We start from the raw sequence: 24,265 nt of genomic DNA on the forward strand, positions 1-24,265 counted from the left end.
AGACGTTTACAATACCCGGGTGATGCGTTATATTAATAGTATTATTGCAGAATCGGAGTTTTAGCAGGAGAAGCATACATGAGGAATTATAGGCCTGTGCGGGGACGCAGGGTAGTGAATAAGAAGCGGATCGTGATCTTCGGCGCGGCGGTTGCCGCAGCGGTCTTCGCGGTCATTTTTTGTGTTTCTATGTTTTCGGACGTAACGCTGACGCCCGAACAGCAGCAGGAGCTCCTCGAAACGGGAACGTTTATGGAAGGAGTTTCCGTCGAGGGGGTGGATGTCGGCGGCCTTACCTATGCGCAGGGGGAGGAAAAGCTGAGGCCCGTTGTGGAAGAAATGCAGGGACAGCAGGTACAGTTTACCATACAGGGGCAGCAGTATACCTATGCCCTGACGGACCTCGGAGCCTCTGTGGACTATGAGGGCCAGCTTACAGCGGCCATGCTCTATGGCCGGGAAGGCAAGCGGTGGGACCTTGTGTTTGGAACACCTGAACCCAAGGATTTCCCGCTGACGTATGCACTGGACGAAACAGCTTTCGATTCGCGCATGGATACGGACGGAGCGGGCTGGAGCAAAGAGGCGGTGGATGCCTCCTACGCGGTGGAAAAAACAAAAGACGAGGATGATCTGACGACGGGCGGAACGATCGTAAAGCAGGAGCCGCAGGATGGTTGGAGCGTCGATGTAGAGGCGGTCAAGACTACGGTGAGGAACCAGATCGAGACGAAGTCCTTCGAACCGTTCGACGTTGCGGTGGAGGTCGTGAAGGGCAGCACGGAAGCGCCGAACGGTGAATTGGTGCTGATGGGCTCGGCGACCACGACTGTAGGCGGCAGCGAAGCAAGAAAATATAATGTATGGAAAATGAGCGATATCCTGAACGGTGCGGTGTTCAAGCCGGGAGAGGTATTCTCGATCAATGATACAGCCGGTGACCGGACGGTCGAAAACGGCTGGGCGCTCGCACCGGGCATCGAAAACGGAACCTATACCGATCAGGCGGGCGGCGGGATCTGTCAGGTATCGTCCACCATGTATAACGCGGCGCTCAAAGCGGAAATGGATATCGTGGCGCGTATCCCGCATACCATCATGGCGCACTATGTGCCGGACGGAATGGACGCGACGATCTCCACGGGCGGGCCGGATTTCAAGGTAAGAAATCCGTATGAATCCGATATGGTCATGATCATCAAATGCAATATCCCGGATTCCAAAATAACGGTGGAGATTTGGGGACCGGAGGACCGGGATTATTATCTGGAGTTCGACCAGAAGCTCACAAGCGAGGAGCCGCTGCCGGCGATCGAATATAAGACGAACCCGGAGCTCGATAAATACGGGATTGAAAAAACGAAAGTAGGACAAGAGGGTACGCAATATACGATTTATGCACGTAAGGTTGATAAAGAGACGGACGAGCCGGTCGGCGACTGGTATGAGGTAACGACCTCGACCTACCGCGCGATCGCTCCGGTCGTAGAGCTTGGGAGCGGGATACCCATTCCGGCGGATGGGACGCCGCTTGAAGAGGTGCAGGCGCAGGCGGCGGAGCTCAAGGCAGCGGAGGAAGCGGCAAACAATCCGCAGCCGTCGCAGGACCCGCAGCCATCGCAGGACCCCAACGCGCAGCCCAGTTCATCTCCATCCCCGCCGGCGGAGACGACTGCCCCGGCCGAAAATGCGGGCGGCGATGTGCAGGCAGGGTAAACCCCGTACAGAACGGGCCAAACTGCTTGACAAACGCCCCGTAAGCCCTTAAAATAGTGTAATATAGCGTATTAGATAAGCAGAAATCTAATTTGAAGTGGAAACTTCATTCAACAAAAAGATTTTTCGGGAGGAGAAAAGAGCAATGGCAAAGGGTAAGTTTGAAAGAACGAAGCCGCATGTAAACATCGGAACGATCGGGCACGTAGACCACGGGAAAACGACGCTGACAGCGGCGATCACGATGGTGCTGGCAAAGAAGGGCCAGGCGGAAGCGACGAAATATGACGAGATCGATAAGGCGCCGGAGGAAAAAGAGCGCGGGATCACGATCAACACGGCGCACGTAGAGTATGAGACGGAAAAGAGACACTACGCGCACGTAGACTGCCCGGGGCACGCGGACTATGTAAAGAACATGATCACGGGGGCGGCGCAGATGGACGGAGCGATCCTTGTGGTATCGGCGGCAGACGGCCCGATGCCGCAGACGAGAGAGCACATCCTGCTGGCGAGACAGGTAGGAGTACCGTACATCATCGTATATATGAACAAGACGGACCAGGTAGACGACCCGGAGCTTCTGGAGCTGGTCGAGATGGAGATCCGGGAGCTGCTTTCGGAATACGACTTCCCGGGCGACGACACGCCGATCATCAAGGGAAGCGCGCTGAAGGCGCTGGAAGCGGCGCAGGCGTCGGACGACATCGCGGACAATCCGGACTGCCAGAGCATCTTCGAACTGATGGATGCAGTAGACAGCTATATTCCGGAGCCGCAGAGAGACGTAGACAAGCCGTTCCTGATGCCGGTAGAGGACGTATTCTCGATCACAGGGCGCGGGACGGTAGCGACGGGCCGAGTGGAGAGAGGAACGGTCAAAGTACAGGATACGGTAGAGATCGTAGGGCTGACGGAGGAGAAGAGAAGCGTCGTGGTAACGGGCGTGGAGATGTTCCGGAAGCTGCTTGACGAGGCGATCACGGGAGATAACATCGGAGTGCTTCTGAGAGGGGTACAGAGAGACGAGATCGAAAGAGGCCAGGTACTGGCGAAGCCGGGCTCGATCCATCCGCACACGCACTTCAACAGCAGCGTATACGTGCTGAAGAAGGAAGAGGGCGGGAGACACACGCCGTTCTTCAACGGATACCGTCCGCAGTTCTATTTCCGTACGACGGACGTAACGGGAGTGATCGAGCTTCCGACGGGAACGGAAATGGTAATGCCGGGAGATAACGTAGAGATGGAGATCAAGCTGATCACGCCGATCGCGATCGAGGAAGGACTTCGGTTCGCGATTCGTGAAGGCGGCCGCACGGTAGGATCCGGCGTCGTAACGGGGATCATTGAGGACTAAGAGGACCGGCAGAAAAGAGCTGAACAGAAAAAAGGGAGCGCACCGCGCTCCCTTTTTTACGTTCGGATCATGAACGAACGGCCAGCGGCTGATATGAAAGCTCCGTCTCCACAAAACGAACGGCTGACGCGTTCCAATAGCCCCGGTAGACACGTTTTTTCTGTCTGTCAAGATTGAGCTGATACATACGGAAAAATACACGCTTATTTTTGGGCTGCCACAGCTCTTCGTAGGTATATTCATACCGCATGCCAAGACGCTGCATGACCATACCGCTGCGGGGATTGCTTTTGTCATGTGTAGCTGTGATATAAGGAACCCCGTCATGGCGGAGCTGTCCGATCAGTGCATGCCCCGCTTCTGTCGTGATGTCCTGATGCCAATGGCTTTTGGCGAGGGCATACCCGAAATCGTGGCTTTCTCCCGTGGCCGCATGGATATAACCGATGGGAATATCATCCTTTTTCAGACAGACCGCGTATTGATAACCACGCGGCCGCGTGTAAACGGAAAGATAACGCTCTCTGAAAAACGCCTCTGTTTCTTTTAAGGAGCGCATGGGAAACCAAGGAAGAAAGGTATTGACTTCCGCATCGCAGAGCAAATCGAAAAGGGCGGGCAGATCCGCTTCGGAGAACTTCCTTAAAATGAGACGCTCCGTTTTGAGTGTAGGCGTGTTTTCGGGCATAGATTCCTCCTCCTTGTTTATCCGAGCGCAACGTCGAGGATCATCATAAGAATAAACCCGGCCATCACGCCCGCCGTGCCGGAATGAGAATGCTCGCCGAGGTGCGCTTCCGGGATCAGCTCCTCCACGACGACGTAGATCATCGCGCCTGCGGCAAAGGCAAGCAGCCACGGCATCAGGCCGGTGATCGAACCGATGAGCAATACGCCGGCCACGGCCGCGACGGGCTCTACCGCGCCGGACATCGCGCCCCACAGAAATGCCTTTCCGTTGCGCAGTCCCTCCTGCTTTAAGGGCAGGGAGATCGCAGCGCCCTCCGGAACATTCTGCAGCGCCATACCGAGGGCGAGCGCAAATGCGGAAGCGAGCGTTACCGTGTCGCCGCCGGAATTTGCCGCAACGGCGAACGAAAGCCCGACCGCAAGCCCCTCCGGGATATTGTGGAGCGTCACCGCGAACACCAGCATCGTGCTTTTTCCAAGATGCGCGCGGATGCCCTCAGGCTTGTCGCTGCCGACATGCTGATGAGGAAGAAGATGGTCGAGCAGAAATAGAAACAGGCCGCCGAGTGCAAAGCCGCCGGCAGCGGGGATCCAACCGGTCACACCCTGCTCTTCCGCCATCTCGATGGCCGGGATCAGCAGGGACCACACGGAAGCCGCGATCATGATCCCGGCCGCAAAGCCGAGAAAAATGCGCTGTATCTTAGGATTGACCGCGCCGCGGAAAAAGAAAACGGATGCGGAGCCCAGTGAGGTTGCGGCAAACATCATGCCGGAGCCTGCAAGGGCAAGCAAAATCGGATTCATAACGGGTGCTCCTCTAAAAATAATTTTATTCTGTTAATAAGCCATTCTGCACCGCGGGAAACACGGCACGCGGAAAAATAGTGCAGAGCCGCCTGCTTGGAGCGGGCCCGCGGAACTTTGTCTTGCAAATATTTTAACATTCCCCTGCCATCTATACAATAAGAAACAAAAAAAGCCGCGGTACGAAAAGTACGAGGCGGCTTTTTCGCTGATGATAGATCAATGGCATTCTCCGGCATGTTCGTGTCTGCAGCACACAGTATCGTCGGAAACGAGGGAACCGTCGAGGCAGCCGAGAGCAGCGTCCTTTGCAAGCCCCTCCGCGCCCGTTATGATGCGGATGCCCTTCGCATCAAATTTTTCCCGCGCACCCGCGCCCATACCGCCGGAAATGATGACGTTCACGCCGCGGTCATTCAAAAATTCGATGAGGTTATGATCGTGCCCGGGGCTTACCAGCCTCTCTTCCTCTGTGATCTTCCCGTCCTCCGCCGTAAAAATGTTGAAATCTGAGCAATGGCCGAAATGGCCGGATACGTATGCCCCTTCGCTTGCAACTGCAATTTTCATATCGCAACTCTCCTTTGATCATGGTTTGGGAACGCATTGCACGGTTCCTCTATCTCCAAATATATCACATTATTGGAATATGTCAATAATATTTTGGGAATATGTCAATAATTCTTGCGACATCCCAAAACGACATACCATTTATAAAAAAATGAAGCACAATATATTGTGGCATTTTTTTGCGGAGCTACTATTTTTGTTTTTTTGGAAAAAGCACGAAAAAGTTCAAAAAAAGACCTTGAAATTGCGGGTTTCGTCATGTATAATTTAATACGTTGCGCTATATGCGTATTTTGGGATGAGGCGAGAGGTTACCGTTGGCCAGCGGATAGTTCCCGCCGACAAAGGTCCGGACAGCGATCCGGACGGCTCCAAAAGGGCAGGACGAAAGTGTTCTGTCCAAAAAAAGCAAAGCGACACACCCGGCTATGTGTGTCGGCGAAAGCGAGACTTGAAGGAGGAAAAACAAATGGCAAGCCAAAGAATCAGGATCAAATTGAAAGCTTATGACCACAATCTGATCGACCAGAGCGCTCAGAGGATTGTGGACACGGCAAAGCGCACGGGCGCGAAGATTTCCGGCCCGGTTCCGCTCCCGACGAGCAAGGAGGTCGTGACTATCCTGCGCGCGACACATAAGTATAAGGATTCCAGAGAACAATTTGAGATCAAAACGCACAAACGCTTGATCGATATCCTCGAAGCGAACGCAAAGACGACGGACGCTCTTATGCGCCTCGATCTGCCCGCCGGCGTGGATATTGAGATCAAACTGTAAACATAACGATAAGACGGAGGAGAGAACATGAAAGCTATACTGGGTGAAAAGATCGGTATGACTCAGATCTTCGCAGAAGACGGCAGAGTCGTTCCCGTAACAGTAGTAAAAGCCGGGCCTTGCGTTATCGTTCAGAAGAAAACGGTGGAGACCGACGGATATAACGCGGTGCAGCTGGGCTTCGGAACGATCAAGGAAAAGAACGTGAACAAGCCGAAAAAGGGCCACTTTGCAAAAGTGAAGGCAGCACCGGCGCGTTACCTGCGCGAGTTCCGTACGGATGAAGCGGCAGAGCTCGAGGCGGGAGCGGAAGTCAAGGTGGATGTGTTTGAAGCGGGTGAAAAAGTCGATGTTTCAGGCATCTCCAAGGGAAAAGGCTTCCTCGGCGTGATCGCGCGCTGGGGCCAGCACAGAGGGCCGATGAGCCACGGCTCGCGTTACCACAGACGCCCCGGCTCGATGGGCGCTTGCGCATCGCCGGCGAAAGTCATGAAAGGCAAACGCCTCCCGGGACGCGGCGGTTTCGATAAAGTGACCGTACAGAATCTCGAAGTTGTCAAGGTTGACACCGACAAGAACCTGCTTCTCATCAAAGGCGCGGTTCCCGGTGCCAAGGGCGGCCTTGTGACCATCAAAAAAAGCGTTAAGTCGCTGTAAGACCGCTTGAAAAGGAGGAAGTAATTATGCCAAACGTATCAGTATATAAGACCGACGGCAAAACGGCAGGCACGATCGAGCTGAAAGATGAAGTCTTCGGTGTAGAGATAAACAAATCGGCAATGCACGACGCAATCGTCGCACATCTGGCGGCAAAACGTCAGGGAACGCAGTCCGCGCTCACGCGCAGCGAAGTGCGCGGCGGCGGCATCAAGCCTTTCCGGCAGAAAGGAACGGGCCGGGCACGTCAGGGCACGATCCGTGCTCCTCAGATGACGCACGGCGGCATCGTGTTCGCGCCTAAGCCGCGGGATTATTCCATGAAGCTCAATAAGAAAGTGCGCGCCCTCGCGATGTGCTCCGCGCTTTCCCAGAAAGTACAGGATGAAAGCCTCATCGTAATGGAGGACCTCAAAATGACGGCTCCTAAAACGAAAGAGATGGCTGCGATCCTGAAAAACCTGAAAGCGGAAAAAGCGCTGATCGTTACGAACGGCAAAGACGAGGATGTTGTCCGTGCCGCCGCGAACATTCAGGGAGTCAAGACGACGCCGGCTGCAACGCTCTCCGTATATGACATCCTGAAATACGATAAGTTCATCGTAACGAAGGACGCCGTAAAAGCAATCGAGGAGGTTTACGCATAATGAAAGATATACATGATATCATCATAAAGCCCATTCTTTCAGAAAAAAGCTACGACCTGATCCCCAAAAAGACCTACACGTTTTTAGTGGACAAAGGCGCCAACAAAACGCAGATCAAGGCTGCGGTGGAAGAGATCTTTGAGGTGAAAGTAAAGCAGGTCACCACTTCCCGCAGGGAGGGCAAGCTGAAAAGACAGGGACGCACGGAGGGCAGACGGTCCGAAACGAAAAAGGCTTATGTGACGCTCACCGAAGAATCTAAGGCGATCGAATTCTTCGAGAGCATGGCACAGTAAGCGCGTAAGGGAGGTTCTTTAAGCTATGGCAATCAAAAAATATAACCCGACTTCTCCGGGCAGAAGGTTCATGTCGGTTTCGGCTTTTGAAGAGGTCACGACAAAATCGCCCGAAAAATCGCTGCTCGTCTCGCTGAAGAAATCCGGCGGGCGCAATGTGCACGGCCGCATCACGGTGCGTCACATCGGCGGCGGCGCAAAGAGAAAATACAGGATCATCGATTTCAAGCGCGACAAAGACGGTGTGCCGGCTAAGGTGGCGACGGTCGAATATGATCCGAACCGCAGTGCGAATATCGCTCTGCTCCATTATGCAGACGGCGAAAAGAGATATATCATCGCTCCTTTGGGGCTTAAGGTAGGAGACGAGGTCGTCTCCGGGCCGGAAGCAGACATCAAGCCCGGAAACGCGCTTCCGCTGGCCTCTATTCCGGTTGGTACGATGATCCACAACGTGGAAGTGAAGCCGGGCAAGGGCGCTCAGCTCGTCAGAAGCGCAGGCAATGCGGCGCAGCTGATGGCAAAAGAGGGCCGGTACGCGCAGGTGCGTCTCCCCTCCGGTGAAGTGAGAATGATCCTCATCGGCGCGAAAGCGACGATCGGGCAGGTGGGCAATGTCGATCAGGAAAACATCAACATCGGCAAAGCGGGCCGCAAGCGCCACATGGGGATCCGCCCGACGGTGCGCGGTTCGGTCATGAACCCGAACGACCATCCGCACGGCGGCGGCGAGGGCAAGTCTCCTGTTGGACGCCCGGGTCCTGTCACCCCGTGGGGCAAGCCTGCTCTTGGCTATAAGACGCGCAAGAAGAAGAACCCGACGGATAAATTTATCGTAAAACGCAGAAACGCTAAATAATCGAAGGAGTGAATTTGCAGATATGAGTAGGTCAGTAAAAAAGGGACCATTTATAAATGAAAAGCTTCTGGCACGCGTTCAGGAGATGAATGAGAAGAACGAAAAGAAAGTGCTGAAGACATGGTCGCGTCCGTCGACGATCTTCCCGGATATGGTTGGTCACACGATCGGCGTGCACGACGGCAGAAAATTCGTTCCGGTCTATATCACAGAAGATATGGTCGGGCACAAGCTGGGCGAATTCGCCCCGACGAGAACGTTCCGCGGCCACGCGGGCGAAAAGTCGTCCAAATAACCTGAAAGGAGGGCAAGTTAAATGGCTACAAGAGAAAGAGAAAAAGCTGCGAAGCGTCAGGAAGAAAGAGATAAAAGACCGAAAGCCATCGCGAAATATGTTCGCATTTCCTCCCGCAAGGTAAAGGCTGTCATCGACCTCATCAGGGGTCTTCGGGTACAGGACGCCAAGGCGGTCCTGATGAATACGCCGAACGGCGCGACAGAGCCTGTTTCCAAGGTTCTCGATTCTGCGATCGCGAATGCGGAGAACAACATGAACCTTTCGGCGGATACGCTGTTCGTCGCTGAAGTATTTGCGGATCAGGGCCCCACGCTCAAGCGGTTCCGGCCGCGCGCGCAGGGCAGGGCGTCCCGCATCCGTAAGCGTACGAGCCACATTACAATTATCTTGGATCAGGTTAAGTAAGGAGGAATACGATGGGTCAGAAAGTACATCCGCATGGTTTTCGGGTTGGAGTCATCAAAGACTGGGATGCCAGGTGGACAGCTAAAAAGTCCAAATTTGCCGATTACATCGTTGAAGACGATAAGATCAGAAAATTTTTGAAGAAGAAACTCTTTGCCGCGGGCATTTCGAAAATCGAGATCGAGCGTGCGGCGCAGAAGATTTCCGTCAATATCTTTACCGGCAAGCCGGGTATCGTTATTGGCAAGGGCGGCACGGGCGTAGAGCTCCTGAAAAAAGACCTTGCGAAGCTTACGGGCGCCGCGGTAGCCGTCAACATCATCGAAGTGAAGCGCGTGGACGTAGACGCACAGCTCGTTGCGGAAAACGTCGCGCAGCAGCTTGAAAAGCGTATCTCGTTCCGCCGGGCGATGAAGCAGTCTATCGGCAGGACGATGAAAGCGGGCGCCAAGGGAATCAAGATCATGTGTTCCGGGCGTCTCGGCGGCGCGGAGATCGCGCGGGTCGAGCAGTATCATGAAGGCTCGATCCCGCTGCAGACGATTCGTGCGGATATCGACTATGGTTTTGCGGAAGCGAACACGACATATGGAAAGATCGGGGTCAAGGTTTGGATCTATAAAGGCGAGATCCTCGGAAATCCTTTAGCGGAAAGAGCAAAACCTTCAGCTGTGGAAGGAGGCAGAAAAAATGTTAATGCCAAAAAGGGTTAAGCGCAGAAGACAATTCAGGGGCCGTATGAAGGGCAAAGCGCTTCGCGGAAACACGATCAGCTACGGCGATTACGGTCTTGTGGCAACGGAGCCCGGCTGGATCAAATCGAACCAGATCGAGGCGGCCCGTGTTGCCATGACGAGATATATCAAAAGGGGCGGTAAGGTTTGGATCAAGATCTTCCCCCACAAGCCGGTAACGGAGAAGCCGGCCGAGACCCGCATGGGTTCCGGTAAGGGCTCGCCGGAATACTGGGTAGCGGTCGTCAAGCCGGGCAGAGTGATGTTCGAGCTTGCGGGCGTATCTGAGGAAGTCGCGAGGGCGGCCCTCACGCGTGCAGCGCATAAATTGCCGATCAAATGCAAATTTGCGATCAAAGAGCAAAATAACGAAGCAGGTGGTGAGCAGGATGAAGGCTAAAGAAATACGTGAACTTTCCAAAGACGAATTGGTCGCCAAGCTGGGCGATCTCAAGACCGAGTTTTTCAACCTGCGTTTTCAGCTCGCAACAGGCCAGCTCAATAATCCTTCCAGCATCAAAAACGTGAAAAAGGATATTGCACGGGTGAAGACGATTTTAAGGGAAATGGAACTAGGCCAGAAGGTTGCCGAGTAAGGATAAGGAGGACGTCTTCGAATGAGTGAACAGGCAAGAGGTTACCGGAAAGAGAGAGTCGGAACGGTAGTAAGCGATAAAATGGACAAGACGATCGTCGTTGCGATCAAAAGCAGAAAGACGCATCCCTTGTACGGAAAGACGATCAACTATACCAACAAGCTGAAAGCGCATGACGAGAACAACGAAGCAGGCGTGGGAGATACGGTACGGTTGATGGAAACGCGGCCCCTCTCCAAGGATAAAAGATGGAGACTGGTCGAGATCGTCGAAAAGGCGAAATAAGGACGATAAGATGATGCACAGGCCTTGCATAAGGGCCTATGCGTAAAGGAGGAGTCAGGATGATACAGCCAGAAACACGCCTCAAGGTTGCAGACAATTCAGGCGCTAAAGTGATCCAGTGTATCCGCGTGATGGGCGGCAGCGTCAAAAAGACGGCGAACATCGGCGATGTGATTATTGCGTCCGTGAAGACGGCGACGCCCGGCGGCGTAGTGAAGAAAAAAGACGTGGTGAAAGCCGTTGTCGTACGCTCCGTTTCCGGAGTGCGGCGGCCCGACGGCTCGCACATTAAATTTGATGAAAACGCAGCAGTGATTATTGATAACAATAAACAGCCGAGAGGCACCCGTATTTTCGGGCCTGTTGCAAGGGAGCTCCGCGACCGTGATTATATGAAGATCGTGTCGCTCGCCCCTGAAGTTCTTTAAGGAGGAGGCACGGATATGAATACACTCAATATCAAAAAAGGCGATACTGCAGTAGTGATCTCCGGTAAAGAAAAAGGAAAACAGGCAAAGGTGCTCCGCGTAGAGCCTGCGAAGAACAAAGTAGTGCTCGAGGGCACGAACATGCTCACAAAGCATAAAAAACCGAAGAACCAGACGACCCCGGGCGGGATCATCAAGCAGGAAGGCGCGCTCGATGCCTCCAATGTCATGGTGGTTTGTCCCAAATGCAATAAGGCCACGAGGGTCGGACATAAAATCGAAAACGGCGAAAAGTCCCGCATCTGCAAAAAATGCGGCGCGGCGCTGTGAGTGAAGGGAGGTAATTATCTGATATGCCGAGATTAAAAGATACATACAAGACGGAAATCGTTCCGGCGATGATGCAGAAGTTCTCCTATAAGAACATTAATCAGGTTCCGAGGCTCGAAAAGATCGTGATCAATATGGGTCTTGGAGAAGCGAAAGATAACCCGAAGGCCCTTGACTCCGCAGTGGAGGACCTCACGGTCATCGCAGGACAAAAGCCGGTCGTAACGACAGCGAAAAAATCCGTTGCGAACTTCAAAGTGCGTGAGGGAATGAAAATAGGCGCGAAGGTAACGCTTCGCGGAGACAGGATGTATGAATTCATCGATAAGATGATCAGCATCGCGATCCCGCGTGTGCGCGACTTCCGCGGACTTTCCCCGAAGTCGTTTGACGGCAGAGGCAACTTTGCTATGGGCTTTAAGGAGCAGCTCGTGTTCCCGGAGATCGAGTATGATAAGGTCGACGCGATACGCGGGATGGACATCATCGTCGTCACTACGGCGCAGACCGATGAAGAGGCAAGAGAGCTCCTGACCCAGATGGGTATGCCGTTCGCACACTAAGGAGGAGAACAATGGCAAAGAAAAGCATGATCATAAAGCAGCAGAGAGGCTCCAAATTTTCTACCCGCAATTATACGCGCTGCCGTATTTGCGGAAGGCCGCACGCCGTCCTTAGAAAATATGGGATCTGCCGCGTTTGCTTCCGGGAACTCGCGTATCGCGGGCAGATACCGGGTGTCAGAAAAGCAAGCTGGTAATACAGAAGCAAGCCCTTGTGACCACCGCCCGCGCGGACGGAACGGACAGGGGCGGGCGCCGGAAGGCGGAGCATTCCGAACCGCGGCGTCTCACCATAAGGATAAAACAAGGAGGAAACAATATGCCGGTTACAGATTCTGTCGCAGATATGCTGACACGCATCCGCAACGGTCTTACTGCAAAGCATGAAGTTGTGGAAGTACCTGCGTCCAACATGAAAAAGGCAATTGGTCAGATATTGCTCCAAGAGGGCTATATCAAAGGCTGCGAATTTATAGATGACGGCGTGCAGGGCACGCTGAGGATCAAGCTGAAATATGGTCCGAACGGCGAAAAAGTTATTTCGGGTCTCAAGAAGATCTCGAAGCCCGGCCTGCGGGTATACGCACGGCACGATAAGCTGCCCCGCGTTCTCAATGGCCTTGGCATCGCGATCATCTCCACGTCCAAGGGCATCGTGACCGATGCACAGGCGCGCCGCGACGGCGTGGGTGGAGAAGTGCTCGCCTATATCTGGTAGTTGGAGGTTAAATATTATGTCGAGAATTGGAAAACTGCCCATCGATTTACCCTCCGGCGTGACAGTTACGCAGGATGGCGGCATCGTAACGGTAAAGGGCAAGAACGGTGAACTGAAATCAAAGTTCAGCGATAAGATCACGATCACGCAGGAAGGCGAGCAGCTCATCCTTACGCGTGACAGCGAACAAAAGGAATCAAGGGCGCTGCACGGCCTTACGCGCGCGCTCCTCGCCAACATGGTGCAGGGCGTTTCGGAAGGCTTCCAGAAGAATCTGGAGATCGTCGGCGTCGGTTACAGGGTACAGCTTCAGGGCAAGAAGCTGGTATTCAGCCTCGGATATTCCCATCCGGTCGAGGTCGAGCCGCCGGAAGGCATCACGTTTGAGTCTCCGAACCCGAACAGCGTGATCATCAAGGGCATCGACAAGCAGGCAGTCGGCCAGTGTGCGGCCAACATTCGTTCCCTCCGTCCGCCGGAACCCTATAAGGGCAAGGGCATCAAGTATGAGGGCGAATATATCCGCCGTAAAGTCGGCAAGACCGGCATGTAATGGAGGACGTTATTTATGATTAACAGAAAAGACAGAAATGAGATCAGAAAAAAGCGTCATCAGAGGATCCGCAATAAGATCTCCGGAACGGCGAGCCGTCCGCGGATGAATGTCTATCGGAGCCTCAACAACATCTACGTTCAGTTTATCGATGACGTTGCGGGAAATACGCTTTGCTGCGCTTCCTCTATGGATGCTGAGATCAAAGCGAAATGCGAGGAGGCAACAAAAACGGAGGCTGCCAAAATGGTCGGCGAGCTTGCTGCGCAGCGCGCGGCAAAGGCCGGTATCAGCGAAGCCGTTTTTGACCGCGGTGGTTATCTCTATACGGGCAGAGTAGCACAGGTTGCGGAAGGCGCCAGAGCTGCCGGCCTCAAGATTTGATAAGGAGGTACGGAGACAGTGCAGAGAGATAGAGCAAATGATGCAGGCGGAGTTGAATACAAGGAAAAACTCGTTTCGATCAACCGTGTTGCGAAAACCGTAAAGGGCGGCCGCAATATGCGTTTTTCGGCGCTTGTCGTAGTAGGAGATGAAAACGGCCATGTGGGCGTCGGCATGGGCAAGGCTGCCGAAATTCCGGAGGCGATCCGCAAGGCGGTGCAGGCTGCCAAGCACGATATCGTAACGGTAGCGCTGAAGGGAACGTCCATTCCGCATGAGGTCATTGGTAAATTCGGACGCGGCAGAGTGCTGCTGCTTCCTGCAGCAGAAGGTACCGGCGTGATTGCCGGCGGCCCGGCGCGTGCGGTCCTTGAGCTCGCGGGCATCAAAGATATCAGGACAAAATCGCAGGGGTCCAACAACCCGATCAACTGCGTAAAGGCTACGCTCGAAGGCCTCCGCGAGCTGCGGAGCGCGGAGCAGGTGGCACGCCTGCGCGGGATCAGCGTAGACCAATTACAATAAAGGGAGGCTTGAGGCTCATGGAACTGAATATCAAACTTGTCAAAAGCCCCATTGGTTACGCGCAGGATCAGAAAGACACCGTAAAGGCACTCGGCCTGCGCAAGATCGGTCAGGTAGTGAAACGGCCGGACAATCCGGCGATCCGTGGGATGGTTTTCAAAGTAAAACATCTGGTATCGGTTGAAGAGACGAAATAAAGGAGAGAGCTTATGAAACTTCATGAACTTGGTCCTGCGGAGGGCGCGAAGCAAACGTCGAAACGCGTAGGCAGAGGGTGCGGCTCCGGCGTAGGTAAAACTTCCGCAAGAGGCCAGAAAGGTCAGAAGTCCCGCAGCGGCGGCGGCGTCCGCCCCGGCTTCGAAGGCGGTCAGATGCCGCTTGCACGGCGTCTGCCGAAAAGGGGATTTACCAATATATTTGCAAAACAGTATGCAACGGTCAATGTTTCCGCGCTCGAGCAGTTTGAAGACGGCGCAAGCATCGACATTCAGTCGTTGATCGACGCGGGCGTCATCAAAAAAGCGATGGACGGCCTGAAAGTCCTCGGAAACGGCGAACTCAAGAAGAAAGTGACTGTAAAAGCTGCGAAATTCACCAAAACGGCGGAGGAGAAGATCACAGCCGCCGGCGGCAGCATTGAGGTGGTATAATGTTTAAGACCATTGCGAACGCGTGGAAGATACCGGATATCAGGCAAAAGATCCTGTTCACGCTGCTGATGCTCCTCATTTACCGCATCGGTGCGTTCATTCCGGTTCCAGGCACAAATATCGATTTTATCCAGCAGCAGGTCGCAAACTATGATGTTCTCGAGTTTATGAACCTGTTTTCCGGCGGCGCACTCGGCAATATGACGATTTTTGCGCTTGGTATCGTACCGTATATCAACGCTTCCATCATCATGAACCTGCTTACCGTTGCGATCCCGAAGCTGGAGCGCATGGCAAAGGAGGGAGATGATGGCCGGAAAAAGATCGCTTCCATCACAAGATATCTCGGTGTCATCCTCGGTCTTGTGCAGGCGATCGGCATCCTGTTCGGCCTCGGTTCGCAGGCGGTGCAGAATCCGGATAATCCGTTCGACTATGTTACGATCATCGTATGTCTCACGGCAGGTACGGCGCTCATCATGTGGATCGGCGAACGCATCACGGAAAAGGGCATCGGCAACGGCATCTCCCTGCTGATCTTCATCTCGATCATTTCCGGTGTTCCGGGAATGCTGCGGAGCATCGGTCAGGCAGTAGAGGCCGGAACGACGAGCTTCTGGTCTGTCGTCATCGTGGCAGGCCTCGCGTTCATCATTATCCTCGGCATCACTTTCGTAGACCTCGGTGAGCGGAGGATCCCGGTGCAGTACGCAAAGCGCGTTGTCGGCCGCAAGATGTACGGTGGCCAGTCCACGCATATCCCGATGAAGGTCAATCAGAGCGGCGTTATGCCTCTGATTTTTGCGATCACGATCCTCATGCTTCCGGGCATGATCGGACAATTCTGGCCGGAGAGCGGTTTCTATATCTGGTACCAGCAGTATGCCGGACCGGGTACGGCGCTCTATGTTATTATCTATGCGCTGCTCATCCTGTTCTTCTCATACTTCTATTCGCAGATTGCATTCAATCCGATCGACGTATCGAAGAACCTGCAGCAGAACGGCGGATTTATCCCGGGTATTCGGCCGGGCAAGCCCACTTCCGATTATCTCGCGAAGATCCTCTCGCGGATCACGCTGTTCGGAGCATTGTTCCTCGCGATCGTTGCGGCGGTGCCGACGTTCTTCACATATGTGACGGGCGTCACGAGCGTGTTCGGCGCGACGAGCCTGCTCATTATGGTCAGCGTAGCGCTCGAAACGACGAAGCAGCTGGAAGCGCAGATGATGATGAGGCACTATAAGGGATTCTTGAATTAAGATATGAGAGCCGGCTGTGAGGACCGGCGCTTCCCGGCAGCGGGGCGCTTGTAAATCTTTCACGGCCGCTCTTCCACGACATTCCATAGATGGAGGAATGAAATGAACGTGATTTTTTTAGGCCCTCCCGGCTCAGGCAAAGGCACGATGGCAGTCAGGGTGGGAAAAGAAATGAATCTGGCACATATCTCCACAGGCGATATGCTGCGTGCGGAAATGAAAGCGGGCAGCGAACTGGGGAAACTGGCCAAATCCTATATCGATAAAGGAGCACTCGTTCCGGATCAGGTCATCATCGACATGATGGGGGAACGGATGAAAGCGGATGACGCAAAGGGCGGCGTACTGCTCGACGGTTTTCCGCGGACGGTCGCGCAGGCGGAAGCGCTCGATGCGATCGCTTCGATCGACGCAGTCATCAATCTCGAAGTGGATGTGCAGGTTATCGTTGACCGTGTGCTCGCACGCCGTGTGTGCGAAGAGTGCGGCGAGGTGCACAGCACAAAGACACATTCGGGGGATCAGTGCGGAAAGTGCGGAGGCAGCCTCATTACGCGGGCAGACGACAACGAGGAGACCGTGCGCGAACGCTTCCGCGTCTATGAGGAACAGACAGCTCCGCTGATCGAATTCTATTCGAAGCGCGGCCTTGTCGAAAATGTAGATGGTACGATGCCGATCGAGGAAGAAGCCGCTTACATTGTGGAAGTGCTGAAAAAGGTATGATCAATATCAAAACGCCGCATGAGATCGGGCTGATGCGCGAATCGGGACGGCTGCTATACAATTGCATGCAGGAGGTCCTCACTCACGTAAAACCGGGTGTGACGACGATGCAGCTCGACCGTATCGTCGAGCAATATTTGGGAGACGCGGGTGCGGTCCCGTCGTTCAAGGGCTATAATGGCTTCCCGGGCAGTATCTGCACCTCTGTAAACGACGGTGTGGTGCACGGGATACCCTCCGAGCGCAAGGTCCTGCGGGACGGAGATATCCTCAGTATCGATATGGGCGCGATCCTGAACGGATGGCAGTCCGATATGGCGCGTACTGTTCCGGTAGGGGATATCACGCCGACAGAGCAGCTTCTCATAGACGTGACCCGCGAAAGCTTTTTCGCAGGAATGCGTGAGGCGCGCGAGGGCAACCGCTTAAAGGATATCAGCCGGGCGATCGAGGAAGTGATCCTTCGTAATGATATGGGCATTGTGCGCGAGCTTGTCGGCCATGGGATCGGACGGGAGATGCACGAGTCTCCGGAGATACCGAACTTTACATTCCGCGGTCCGAATCCGCGGCTCGATGTTGGGATGGTCCTTGCCATCGAGCCAATGGTGACGCTCGGAGGAGATGCGGTACGCTGGATGGAAGACGGCTGGCTCGTCAAAACGGCGGATGGAAGCGCAGCGGCCCACTACGAGAATACCGTGGCGATCACGGAAAACGGGCCGGAGATACTGACGGCGCCATAAAGGGGAAAAGACATTGAAGAATTACCCCATAGAAAAAGGCAGGGTCTGCGTCAGCAGATCCGGACGAGATAAGGGACGTACGTTCCTGATCGTAGAAGTGCTGGAAGAGCCCTATGTGCTGATCGCGGACGGGGCGCTCCGCCGGCTTTCAAAGCCGAAAAGGAAAAAGGTGAAACATCTGGAGCTTCAGGAGACTGTTTTATATGGCATTCGGGATAAGCTCACAGAGGGAACAAAGGTGTTCGATGCGGAGCTGCGGAGCGCGCTTAAGAACACGATGCAGGCAAAGGAGGAGTAGATTTGTCTAAGAGCGACGTAATCGAAGTGGAAGGAACGGTCACGGAAACGTACCCGAACGCTTCATTTGAGGTAGAGCTTGAAAACGGACACAAGGTACTGGCCCATATCTCCGGCAAGCTGCGCATGCACTATATCCGCATACTGCCCGGTGATAAGGTGACGGTGGAACTCTCACCCTACGACCTCACCAGAGGCAGGATCACGTGGCGCGGCAAAGCGTGACGTGCGGCGATAGATACGAACGAATAAGAGGAGGCTTTTAAGATGAAAGTAAGACCATCGGTAAAACCCATTTGCGAAAAATGCAAGATCATTAAAAGAAAAGGGAAAGTAATGGTAATCTGCCCCAATGTAAAGCATAAGCAGAAACAGGGCTGAGAAAATAACGTTTATACGGGCGGCTGGTTTGCGCCTGCCCTGCGGGGAGCGCAAATATTACGTATAAGCTTTATATAATGCGGATGATATGGTATAATAAACAGAATGTCATCCTTTTGGGAACAAAGATACCGGCGGAGACACCGCTTAAAATTCACGGAGGTGGAAAGAGAAGTATGGCACGTATTGCTGGCGTAGACTTGCCAAGAGACAAACGCGTTGAGATCGGGCTCACCTACATTTACGGTATTGGCCTTAAGACGTCTCAGCAAATTTTGTCCGCGACAAATGTGAACCCTGACATCAGAGTGAAAGACCTCGACGAAAACGACCTTTCCAAGATCAGGGATTATATCGACAAAAATCTTCAGGTAGAGGGTGATAAAAGACGGGAAGTATCCCTCAATATCAAGCGCCTGATGGAGATCGGCTGCTATCGCGGCATCCGTCATAGAAAAGGACTGCCTGTCCGCGGGCAGAGCACAAAACAGAATGCGCGTACGCGCAAAGGCCCGAAGCGGACTGTTGCGGGTAAAAAGAAATAAGGAGGAATAAATAATGGCTGCACCTAAGAAAAAAGTGTCCAGAAGACGCAGAGAAAAGAAGAACATTGAAAAAGGCCAAGCGCATATTCGTTCTTCCTTCAACAATACGATCGTAACGATGACCGATATGCAGGGAAACGCTCTTTCCCAATCGAGCTCCGGAGCAATGGGCTTCCGCGGCTCGCGGAAGAGCACGCCCTTTGCTGCGCAGGTTGCTTCTGAAACGGCTGCGCGGGCAGCAATGGAACATGGCCTCAAATATGTGGAAGTATTTGTAAAAGGCCCCGGCTCCGGACGGGAAGCCGCGATCCGCGCGCTGCAGACCGCAGGTCTTGAAGTAACGCTCATCAAGGATGTGACGCCCATCCCGCACAACGGATGCCGTCCGCCGAAACGCAGAAGGGTATAAGGAGGTACGTAAATTATGGCAAGATATACAGGACCGGTTTGCCGCTTGTGCCGCCGGGAAGGCGCGAAGCTCTTTTTGAAGGGCGACCGCTGCTATTCTCAGAAGTGTGCTTTCACGCTGCGCCCCAACGCTCCGGGGCAGCATGGAGCAGGCCGTCACGGAAAGATGTCTGAATACGGCACGCAGCTCCGTGAGAAACAGAAAGTAAAACGCGCATATGGTATTCTGGAAAGCCAGTTCAGAAAATACTTTGATATTGCTGAAAAAATGAAGGGTAAAGCGGGTGAGAACCTGCTCCAGCTTTTGGAACGGCGTCTTGACAACGTGTGCTTCCGCCTCGGCATCGGCGACAGCCGCGCGCAGGCGCGCCAGCTCGTGATGCACGGTCACGTTCTGGTGAACGGCCACAAGGTCGATATTCCTTCCTATATTGTGAATGCAGGCGACGTGATCACGGTCGCGCAGCGCTCCGCTTCTCAGGAATACTTCAAAACGCTTAAGGAAGAAGGCGGGAAAGGCATTCCGAAATGGCTGGAATTCGATGTTGCCGAGCTTACGGGCAAGGTCGCCGCGCTTCCTGAGAGGGACGATATCGACCTTACGATCGAGGAGCACCTCATCGTCGAGTTGTATTCCAAATAATAAGGACTCCTTCAGTTGCGCGTATGCATACGGCATGTGCGTAAACATTACCATAAGGGAGGTTAAATATGCTTGAAATCGAAAGACCGAATATAGAATGTGTCAGCATGAGCGAAGATAAGAAATATGCCAAGTTCGTCATGGAGCCGCTTGAGCGCGGCTTTGGCACGACGCTCGGCAATTCGCTCAGGCGGATACTGATGTCTTCCCTGCCCGGCGTGGCAGTAACAAGCGTAAAGATCGACGGCGTTCTGCACGAATTTTCAACCATCGAAGGCGTTCATGAGGACGTGACCAACATCGTGCTGAATCTGAAAGGCTTGTGCGCAAAGATGCATACGGACGAGCCGAAGAAGCTTATCATAAGCGCCAAAGGGCCTAAGGATGTAACGGCGGCGGATATCGAGACGGATTCGGAAGTTGAGATCATCAATCCGGACCTGCACATCGCAACGCTCAATAAAGACGCGAATCTCTATATGGAGATCATGCTCGAAAAGGGCAGAGGCTATGTGCTTGCGGATAAAAACAAGGATCCGAACATGCCGATCGGCGTGATCCCGATGGATTCGCTGTTCACTCCCGTAACAAAAGTCAACTTTGCGGTGGAAAACACCCGTGTCGGCCAGATTACGGACTTTGATAAGCTGACGCTTGAAGTGTGGACAAACGGCAGCGTAAACGCCGACGAGGCGACCTCGCTTGCCGCCAAGATCATGAGCGAATACCTTGCGCAGTTCATCAACCTGACGGACCACGTAAGCGACGTTGAGATCATGGTCGAAAAAGAAGAGGATAAAAAAGAGAAGATACTGGAAATCACGATCGAGGAGCTGGATCTTTCGGTGCGTTCGTACAACTGCCTGAAGCGCGCGGGGATCAACACAGTAGAAGAGCTCATCATGCGCGACGAAGAAGAAATGATGAAGGTGCGCAACTTGGGCAAAAAGTCGCTCGAAGAAGTCCAGCAGAAACTGGAAGCGCTGGGGCTTTCGCTGCGTAAGGACGACTGATTGCAGTAACGGAAAGTACGGAGGAGAAACGCTATGAGAAAATTAGGCAGGCCTTCCGACCAGAGAAAAGCGATGCTTCGCGGCCTCGTGACGTCGCTGCTCTGGAACGGCAAAATAGAAACGACGATGATGCGCGCGAAAGAGACGCAGAAAATTGCGGAAAAGCTCATCACAAAGGCAATCAAGCAGTATGATAATACGGTCGAGGTCGAAAAAACGATCGACGGGACCAAGACGAAAGTCACGAATGATTCGCCAGCAAAGCTTGCTGCGCGCCGCATGATCATTTCCTATTTGTATAACGTTCCGGAAGCAAAGCTGGAAAAGGAAAGCAAATACGACTATAAAAAGCGCACGGGCGACGTCAACATGCCCGTTGTGGAAAAACTGTTCCGCGATATCGCGCCGAAATATGCGCAGCGCGCGAAAGACAAAGGACAGGGCGGCGGATATTCCCGCATCATCAAGAAAGGACCGCGCCGCGGCGATGCAGCAGAGGTCGTAATTCTCGAACTGGTATAAGACAGGAGAGAAACATTATATTGAATCTGGGGAGGAAACTTAATATCGGTTTAAGTTTCCTCCTTTTGCTCATAGGAAAGACGCTGCGTGACCGCGAAATGCAGTACGTTTCGGTTCTCGGAGGAGAGCGGGCTGCTCTAACGGCGGAGCAGAGCAAGACGGCTTCGTTTGATCTGTTTTTCCGACCGGGGGCATTGGAAAGCTTTTGAGCGCGGCGGCATGAACTGTCTGCAAGCTGCCGGCTATACGTGCGGCAATAGAAATTTTCTTCTTTCTTTTTGCAGGAAGAAGCGGGAATCGGTTATAAGCTGGAAGGGCGGCTGCACACTGTGGAGATACGGTAATAAAGACCGGCTTCTTTTTTGCTTCTTTTTTCTAAAGAAAAAAGAAGGGGAGTCTTATGGAATATGTGATCGACGCACAAAAAATAAAATATGCTTATCCGACACTTGAGGACGCGGAACCGGAGCTTGCGCTGCGCGGCGTGACGCTTCAGGTGGAAAAAGGCGAATTTGTCGCCGTGTTGGGACATAACGGAAGCGGGAAGTCGACCTTTGCCAAGCACATCAATGTGCTTTTGCGCGCACAGGAGGGAACGCTTACGGTGGTAGGGCTTGATACGGCGGATGAGGCCAATTTGTGGACGATCCGCAGCCACGCGGGAATGGTGTTCCAGAATCCGGATAATCAGCTCGTTTCCACAGTAGTAGAGGAAGACGTGGCATTCGGCCCGGAGAATCTCGGCGTACCGCAGGAGCAGCTGCGGGGCCGCGTTACGGAAGCGCTTCGGGCCGTCGGTATGGAGGGCTTTGAGAAACGGGCGCCGCACATGCTCTCCGGCGGGCAGAAGCAGCGTATTGCTATTGCGGGGGTTCTTGCCATGCACCCGGATATCATCGTATTTGACGAGCCGACCGCCATGCTCGACCCAAAGGGCCGCGCGGAGGTCATGGAGACGATCCGCTATCTAAACAAGGAGGCGGGTAAAACCATCGTGCTCATTACGCATTATATGGAGGAAGCCGCGGAAGCGGACCGCGTGTTTGTGATGTCGGACGGTGTTGTGACGGACGAGGGAACGCCGCGGGAAGTGTTTTCCCATAAGGAAAAGCTGGAAGAGGCAGGCCTGATGCCCCCGCTCGCAACACAGGTCTATTATGACCTCAAGGAAAAAGGGCTTGTTCTCGGCAAATGCCCCGTAACACTGAAGGAGCTGGTGGACGAACTATGCCGCTGAGCGTAAATGACCTGAATTATTTCTATATGACGGGAACGCCCTTTGAGGTGCAGGCCCTAAAGGATGTCTGCCTTACGATTGAGGATGGAGAATTCGTGGGTATTATCGGACATACGGGCTGTGGGAAATCGACGCTGATCCAACTGATGGCAGGACTGCTGAAGCCTGCCTCCGGCACGGTCCTTGTGAACGGGGAGGACATCAATGCCTCCGGCTATGACCGCAGGCGCCTGCGCCGGACGGTAGGCGTGGTATTCCAATATCCGGAATATCAGCTTTTTGAGGAAACAGTAGGAAAAGACGTCGCGTTCGGCCCGGTCAAAGCGGGCATGACAGAGCAGGAGGCGGAAAAAAACGTGGATACTGCGCTTGAGCTCGTAGGTTTCGAGCCTGCGAAGATCAAGCAGCTTTCACCGTTCGACCTGTCCGGCGGACAGAAGCGTAAGGTCGCGATTGCAGGCGTACTTGCCATGGACCCGCAGATATTGATCCTCGACGAGCCGATCGCGGGGCTTGATCCGCTGGGGCGGGAGCAGTTTATGCAGCTTGTGAAAAAGCTCAACGACTGCGGCGTCACGATCATCATGATCTCACATAATATGGACGGTCTTGCAGATCATGCTTCACGGATCGTCGCGATGGACCACGGTACGGTCTATATGGACGGAACACCGAAGGAAGTATTCGCAGACCTTCCCAAGCTGAAACGGGCCGGGCTGGGGGCAAGCGAATCGCGGGAGGCTGCCGCGATGCTCCGGGAACGCGGCTGGAACATCCCGGACGATATCATCAAAAAGGATGAGCTCGTTGCGGCGATCCTGAAAAGGAATGAGGACGGTACATGCTGAAAAACATCACATTGGGCCAGTACTTTCCGGGTGATACGGTCATCCACAGACTGGACCCGCGCATCAAAATATTAGTGGCGCTTCTTTTTTTGGTCGCTGTTTTTGTCGTCCGCACGATGTGGGGCTTCCTTGCCCTTACCGTGCTGTTTGCCGTTATTATCGCGCTTGCAAAGCTCGGGCCGGTCACGATCCTGCGGAGTATCCGGCCGCTTCTGTTTATTATCATATTTACATTTATCCTCAATATCCTGTTTTACAGCGGTCAGACGGTTTATTGGCAGTGGGGCTTTTTAACGATTTCCAAAGAAGGGATCGAAAAAGCGGTCTTTATCGCGATCCGCCTTGTGCTCCTCATCGTGGCGACGAGCCTGCTTACGCTCACGACCTCGCCCATGCAGCTTACAGACGGGCTGGAAAGCCTTCTCTCGCCGCTGAAGAAAATCAAATTTCCGGTGCACGAGATGTCCATGATGATGAGCATCGCCATGCGGTTCATCCCGACGCTGATCGAAGAAACGGATCGCATCATGAAAGCGCAGACCGCCCGCGGTGCAGAGTTTGACAGCGGGAACCTGCTCAAGAAAGCGAAAAATATGATCCCGCTCCTCGTGCCGCTTTTCGTAGGCGCATTCAAGCGGGCGGACGAGCTTGCCCTCGCGATGGAAAGCCGCTGCTATCACGGAGACGAGGGCAGGACGCGCATGAAAGTGCTGCGGCTGAAAAGAATGGATGTTTGGGCGCTGGTCCTTATGATCGCGGCCAGCGTTTTGTTCATGGTGTTCCTGTGA

The 24,265-nt window shown here is 53.7% G+C and carries 40 protein-coding genes; 37 read left to right on the top strand and 3 right to left on the bottom strand.

Features of this window, described 5'->3' with window-relative positions:
* Nucleotides 1-78 precede the first annotated feature (78 nt).
* Both PUP29_RS09785 and tuf read left to right on the top strand, forming a co-directional pair.
* Nucleotides 79-1,716, top strand: coding sequence for a VanW family protein (locus tag PUP29_RS09785; RefSeq protein ID WP_079546097.1), 1,638 nt, complete (start codon nucleotides 79-81; stop codon nucleotides 1,714-1,716).
* Nucleotides 1,717-1,861: 145 nt separating this feature from the next.
* On the top strand, nucleotides 1,862-3,076 hold the full coding sequence (tuf, locus tag PUP29_RS09790; RefSeq protein WP_079546096.1) for an elongation factor Tu: 1,215 nt from the start codon (nucleotides 1,862-1,864) through the stop codon (nucleotides 3,074-3,076).
* A 67-nt stretch (nucleotides 3,077-3,143) separates the two neighbouring features.
* Here tuf and PUP29_RS09795 read toward each other — a convergent pair whose 3' ends face one another.
* The 3 genes from PUP29_RS09795 to PUP29_RS09805 form a co-directional block, all read right to left on the bottom strand.
* Entirely contained in the window at nucleotides 3,144-3,764 is a 621-nt protein-coding gene (locus PUP29_RS09795; RefSeq protein WP_079546095.1) for a GNAT family N-acetyltransferase, read from the bottom strand.
* Nucleotides 3,765-3,781: 17 nt separating this feature from the next.
* Entirely contained in the window at nucleotides 3,782-4,573 is a 792-nt protein-coding gene (locus PUP29_RS09800) for a ZIP family metal transporter (protein ID WP_079546094.1), read from the bottom strand.
* A 219-nt stretch (nucleotides 4,574-4,792) separates the two neighbouring features.
* Nucleotides 4,793-5,143, bottom strand: a complete 351-nt coding sequence (locus tag PUP29_RS09805; RefSeq protein ID WP_079546093.1) for a NifB/NifX family molybdenum-iron cluster-binding protein — start codon at nucleotides 5,141-5,143, stop codon at nucleotides 4,793-4,795.
* A gap of 469 nt (nucleotides 5,144-5,612) precedes the next feature.
* Here PUP29_RS09805 and rpsJ point away from each other — a divergent pair, with 469 nt between their 5' ends.
* The 35 genes from rpsJ (at nucleotide 5,613) to PUP29_RS09980 (ending at nucleotide 24,265) form a co-directional block, all read left to right on the top strand.
* Nucleotides 5,613-5,921 carry a 30S ribosomal protein S10 gene (rpsJ, locus tag PUP29_RS09810; RefSeq protein ID WP_079546092.1) on the top strand — a complete coding sequence of 103 codons (309 nt, stop codon included), beginning with the start codon at nucleotides 5,613-5,615 and terminating at the stop codon, nucleotides 5,919-5,921.
* Nucleotides 5,922-5,948: 27 nt separating this feature from the next.
* Nucleotides 5,949-6,578 (top strand): 50S ribosomal protein L3, encoded by a 630-nt coding sequence (gene rplC / locus PUP29_RS09815; RefSeq protein ID WP_079546091.1) that lies wholly within the window; start codon nucleotides 5,949-5,951, stop codon nucleotides 6,576-6,578.
* A gap of 26 nt (nucleotides 6,579-6,604) precedes the next feature.
* The gene (gene rplD / locus PUP29_RS09820; protein WP_079546090.1) at nucleotides 6,605-7,225 is read left to right on the top strand and encodes a 50S ribosomal protein L4; all 621 of its coding nucleotides are present in this window, start codon (nucleotides 6,605-6,607) and stop codon (nucleotides 7,223-7,225) included.
* On the top strand, nucleotides 7,225-7,521 hold the full coding sequence (gene rplW, locus PUP29_RS09825) for a 50S ribosomal protein L23 (RefSeq protein WP_079546089.1): 297 nt from the start codon (nucleotides 7,225-7,227) through the stop codon (nucleotides 7,519-7,521). Before rplD ends, rplW begins: the two co-directional genes overlap by 1 nt.
* Before the next feature lie 25 nt (nucleotides 7,522-7,546).
* On the top strand, nucleotides 7,547-8,380 hold the full coding sequence (gene rplB, locus PUP29_RS09830; protein WP_079546088.1) for a 50S ribosomal protein L2: 834 nt from the start codon (nucleotides 7,547-7,549) through the stop codon (nucleotides 8,378-8,380).
* 22 nt (nucleotides 8,381-8,402) lie between these two features.
* Nucleotides 8,403-8,675, top strand: a complete 273-nt coding sequence (rpsS, locus tag PUP29_RS09835) for a 30S ribosomal protein S19 (protein ID WP_066522712.1) — start codon at nucleotides 8,403-8,405, stop codon at nucleotides 8,673-8,675.
* Between the two features lie 21 nt (nucleotides 8,676-8,696).
* Nucleotides 8,697-9,083 carry a 50S ribosomal protein L22 gene (gene rplV, locus PUP29_RS09840; protein WP_079546087.1) on the top strand — a complete coding sequence of 129 codons (387 nt, stop codon included), beginning with the start codon at nucleotides 8,697-8,699 and terminating at the stop codon, nucleotides 9,081-9,083.
* Between the two features lie 11 nt (nucleotides 9,084-9,094).
* On the top strand, nucleotides 9,095-9,796 hold the full coding sequence (gene rpsC / locus PUP29_RS09845; protein WP_079546086.1) for a 30S ribosomal protein S3: 702 nt from the start codon (nucleotides 9,095-9,097) through the stop codon (nucleotides 9,794-9,796).
* The gene (gene rplP / locus PUP29_RS09850; protein ID WP_079546085.1) at nucleotides 9,774-10,217 is read left to right on the top strand and encodes a 50S ribosomal protein L16; all 444 of its coding nucleotides are present in this window, start codon (nucleotides 9,774-9,776) and stop codon (nucleotides 10,215-10,217) included. The genes rpsC and rplP overlap by 23 nt, the downstream gene beginning before the upstream one ends.
* Nucleotides 10,207-10,413, top strand: coding sequence for a 50S ribosomal protein L29 (gene rpmC / locus PUP29_RS09855; RefSeq protein WP_079546084.1), 207 nt, complete (start codon nucleotides 10,207-10,209; stop codon nucleotides 10,411-10,413). The genes rplP and rpmC overlap by 11 nt, the downstream gene beginning before the upstream one ends.
* A 21-nt stretch (nucleotides 10,414-10,434) precedes the next feature.
* Nucleotides 10,435-10,698: a 30S ribosomal protein S17 gene (gene rpsQ / locus PUP29_RS09860; RefSeq protein ID WP_079546083.1), complete on the top strand. Its 264-nt coding sequence runs from the start codon at nucleotides 10,435-10,437 to the stop codon at nucleotides 10,696-10,698.
* A gap of 59 nt (nucleotides 10,699-10,757) precedes the next feature.
* Nucleotides 10,758-11,126, top strand: a complete 369-nt coding sequence (gene rplN / locus PUP29_RS09865; protein WP_079546082.1) for a 50S ribosomal protein L14 — start codon at nucleotides 10,758-10,760, stop codon at nucleotides 11,124-11,126.
* Between the two features lie 15 nt (nucleotides 11,127-11,141).
* On the top strand, nucleotides 11,142-11,456 hold the full coding sequence (gene rplX / locus PUP29_RS09870) for a 50S ribosomal protein L24 (RefSeq protein WP_079546081.1): 315 nt from the start codon (nucleotides 11,142-11,144) through the stop codon (nucleotides 11,454-11,456).
* Between the two features lie 23 nt (nucleotides 11,457-11,479).
* Nucleotides 11,480-12,019, top strand: a complete 540-nt coding sequence (rplE, locus tag PUP29_RS09875; protein WP_079546080.1) for a 50S ribosomal protein L5 — start codon at nucleotides 11,480-11,482, stop codon at nucleotides 12,017-12,019.
* A gap of 11 nt (nucleotides 12,020-12,030) precedes the next feature.
* On the top strand, nucleotides 12,031-12,216 hold the full coding sequence (locus PUP29_RS09880) for a type Z 30S ribosomal protein S14 (protein WP_079546079.1): 186 nt from the start codon (nucleotides 12,031-12,033) through the stop codon (nucleotides 12,214-12,216).
* Nucleotides 12,217-12,338: 122 nt separating this feature from the next.
* Nucleotides 12,339-12,737, top strand: a complete 399-nt coding sequence (rpsH, locus tag PUP29_RS09885) for a 30S ribosomal protein S8 (protein WP_079546078.1) — start codon at nucleotides 12,339-12,341, stop codon at nucleotides 12,735-12,737.
* A gap of 16 nt (nucleotides 12,738-12,753) precedes the next feature.
* Nucleotides 12,754-13,290, top strand: a complete 537-nt coding sequence (rplF, locus tag PUP29_RS09890) for a 50S ribosomal protein L6 (protein WP_079546077.1) — start codon at nucleotides 12,754-12,756, stop codon at nucleotides 13,288-13,290.
* 15 nt (nucleotides 13,291-13,305) lie between these two features.
* Nucleotides 13,306-13,674 (top strand): 50S ribosomal protein L18, encoded by a 369-nt coding sequence (gene rplR / locus PUP29_RS09895; RefSeq protein WP_079546076.1) that lies wholly within the window; start codon nucleotides 13,306-13,308, stop codon nucleotides 13,672-13,674.
* A gap of 18 nt (nucleotides 13,675-13,692) precedes the next feature.
* Complete coding sequence (gene rpsE, locus PUP29_RS09900; RefSeq protein ID WP_079546075.1) at nucleotides 13,693-14,199, top strand: 30S ribosomal protein S5; 507 nt, start codon at nucleotides 13,693-13,695, stop codon at nucleotides 14,197-14,199.
* A 17-nt stretch (nucleotides 14,200-14,216) separates the two neighbouring features.
* On the top strand, nucleotides 14,217-14,396 hold the full coding sequence (rpmD, locus tag PUP29_RS09905) for a 50S ribosomal protein L30 (protein WP_079546074.1): 180 nt from the start codon (nucleotides 14,217-14,219) through the stop codon (nucleotides 14,394-14,396).
* A 12-nt stretch (nucleotides 14,397-14,408) separates the two neighbouring features.
* Nucleotides 14,409-14,849 (top strand): 50S ribosomal protein L15, encoded by a 441-nt coding sequence (gene rplO / locus PUP29_RS09910; protein ID WP_079546073.1) that lies wholly within the window; start codon nucleotides 14,409-14,411, stop codon nucleotides 14,847-14,849.
* Complete coding sequence (gene secY, locus PUP29_RS09915; RefSeq protein ID WP_079546072.1) at nucleotides 14,849-16,111, top strand: preprotein translocase subunit SecY; 1,263 nt, start codon at nucleotides 14,849-14,851, stop codon at nucleotides 16,109-16,111. The genes rplO and secY overlap by 1 nt, the downstream gene beginning before the upstream one ends.
* A 102-nt stretch (nucleotides 16,112-16,213) precedes the next feature.
* A complete protein-coding gene (locus PUP29_RS09920) occupies nucleotides 16,214-16,837 on the top strand; it encodes an adenylate kinase (protein WP_079546071.1) in 624 nt (207 codons plus the stop codon).
* A complete protein-coding gene (gene map, locus PUP29_RS09925) occupies nucleotides 16,834-17,583 on the top strand; it encodes a type I methionyl aminopeptidase (protein WP_079546070.1) in 750 nt (249 codons plus the stop codon). The genes PUP29_RS09920 and map overlap by 4 nt, the downstream gene beginning before the upstream one ends.
* Nucleotides 17,584-17,596: 13 nt before the next feature.
* Nucleotides 17,597-17,881, top strand: coding sequence for a KOW domain-containing RNA-binding protein (locus tag PUP29_RS09930; protein WP_079546069.1), 285 nt, complete (start codon nucleotides 17,597-17,599; stop codon nucleotides 17,879-17,881).
* A gap of 2 nt (nucleotides 17,882-17,883) precedes the next feature.
* Nucleotides 17,884-18,105 carry a translation initiation factor IF-1 gene (gene infA, locus PUP29_RS09935; protein ID WP_066686424.1) on the top strand — a complete coding sequence of 74 codons (222 nt, stop codon included), beginning with the start codon at nucleotides 17,884-17,886 and terminating at the stop codon, nucleotides 18,103-18,105.
* A 42-nt stretch (nucleotides 18,106-18,147) separates the two neighbouring features.
* Nucleotides 18,148-18,261 carry a 50S ribosomal protein L36 gene (gene rpmJ / locus PUP29_RS09940; RefSeq protein WP_046444730.1) on the top strand — a complete coding sequence of 38 codons (114 nt, stop codon included), beginning with the start codon at nucleotides 18,148-18,150 and terminating at the stop codon, nucleotides 18,259-18,261.
* 176 nt (nucleotides 18,262-18,437) lie between these two features.
* Complete coding sequence (rpsM, locus tag PUP29_RS09945; RefSeq protein ID WP_066522685.1) at nucleotides 18,438-18,806, top strand: 30S ribosomal protein S13; 369 nt, start codon at nucleotides 18,438-18,440, stop codon at nucleotides 18,804-18,806.
* 13 nt (nucleotides 18,807-18,819) lie between these two features.
* Entirely contained in the window at nucleotides 18,820-19,215 is a 396-nt protein-coding gene (rpsK, locus tag PUP29_RS09950; protein WP_079546068.1) for a 30S ribosomal protein S11, read from the top strand.
* A 15-nt stretch (nucleotides 19,216-19,230) separates the two neighbouring features.
* Nucleotides 19,231-19,857 (top strand): 30S ribosomal protein S4, encoded by a 627-nt coding sequence (gene rpsD, locus PUP29_RS09955; RefSeq protein WP_079546067.1) that lies wholly within the window; start codon nucleotides 19,231-19,233, stop codon nucleotides 19,855-19,857.
* 68 nt (nucleotides 19,858-19,925) lie between these two features.
* Nucleotides 19,926-20,870 carry a DNA-directed RNA polymerase subunit alpha gene (locus PUP29_RS09960; protein ID WP_079546066.1) on the top strand — a complete coding sequence of 315 codons (945 nt, stop codon included), beginning with the start codon at nucleotides 19,926-19,928 and terminating at the stop codon, nucleotides 20,868-20,870.
* A gap of 33 nt (nucleotides 20,871-20,903) precedes the next feature.
* Complete coding sequence (gene rplQ, locus PUP29_RS09965) at nucleotides 20,904-21,392, top strand: 50S ribosomal protein L17 (protein WP_079546065.1); 489 nt, start codon at nucleotides 20,904-20,906, stop codon at nucleotides 21,390-21,392.
* Nucleotides 21,393-21,792: 400 nt separating this feature from the next.
* Nucleotides 21,793-22,629, top strand: coding sequence for an energy-coupling factor transporter ATPase (locus PUP29_RS09970; RefSeq protein ID WP_079546063.1), 837 nt, complete (start codon nucleotides 21,793-21,795; stop codon nucleotides 22,627-22,629).
* Entirely contained in the window at nucleotides 22,620-23,477 is an 858-nt protein-coding gene (locus tag PUP29_RS09975) for an energy-coupling factor transporter ATPase (RefSeq protein WP_079546062.1), read from the top strand. The genes PUP29_RS09970 and PUP29_RS09975 overlap by 10 nt, the downstream gene beginning before the upstream one ends.
* Nucleotides 23,471-24,265 (top strand): energy-coupling factor transporter transmembrane component T family protein, encoded by a 795-nt coding sequence (locus tag PUP29_RS09980; protein WP_079546061.1) that lies wholly within the window; start codon nucleotides 23,471-23,473, stop codon nucleotides 24,263-24,265. Before PUP29_RS09975 ends, PUP29_RS09980 begins: the two co-directional genes overlap by 7 nt.

Origin of the sequence: Christensenella massiliensis (assembly GCF_040409835.1) — a bacterium.
In the GTDB taxonomy this organism is placed as follows: domain Bacteria; phylum Bacillota; class Clostridia; order Christensenellales; family Christensenellaceae; genus Christensenella; species Christensenella massiliensis.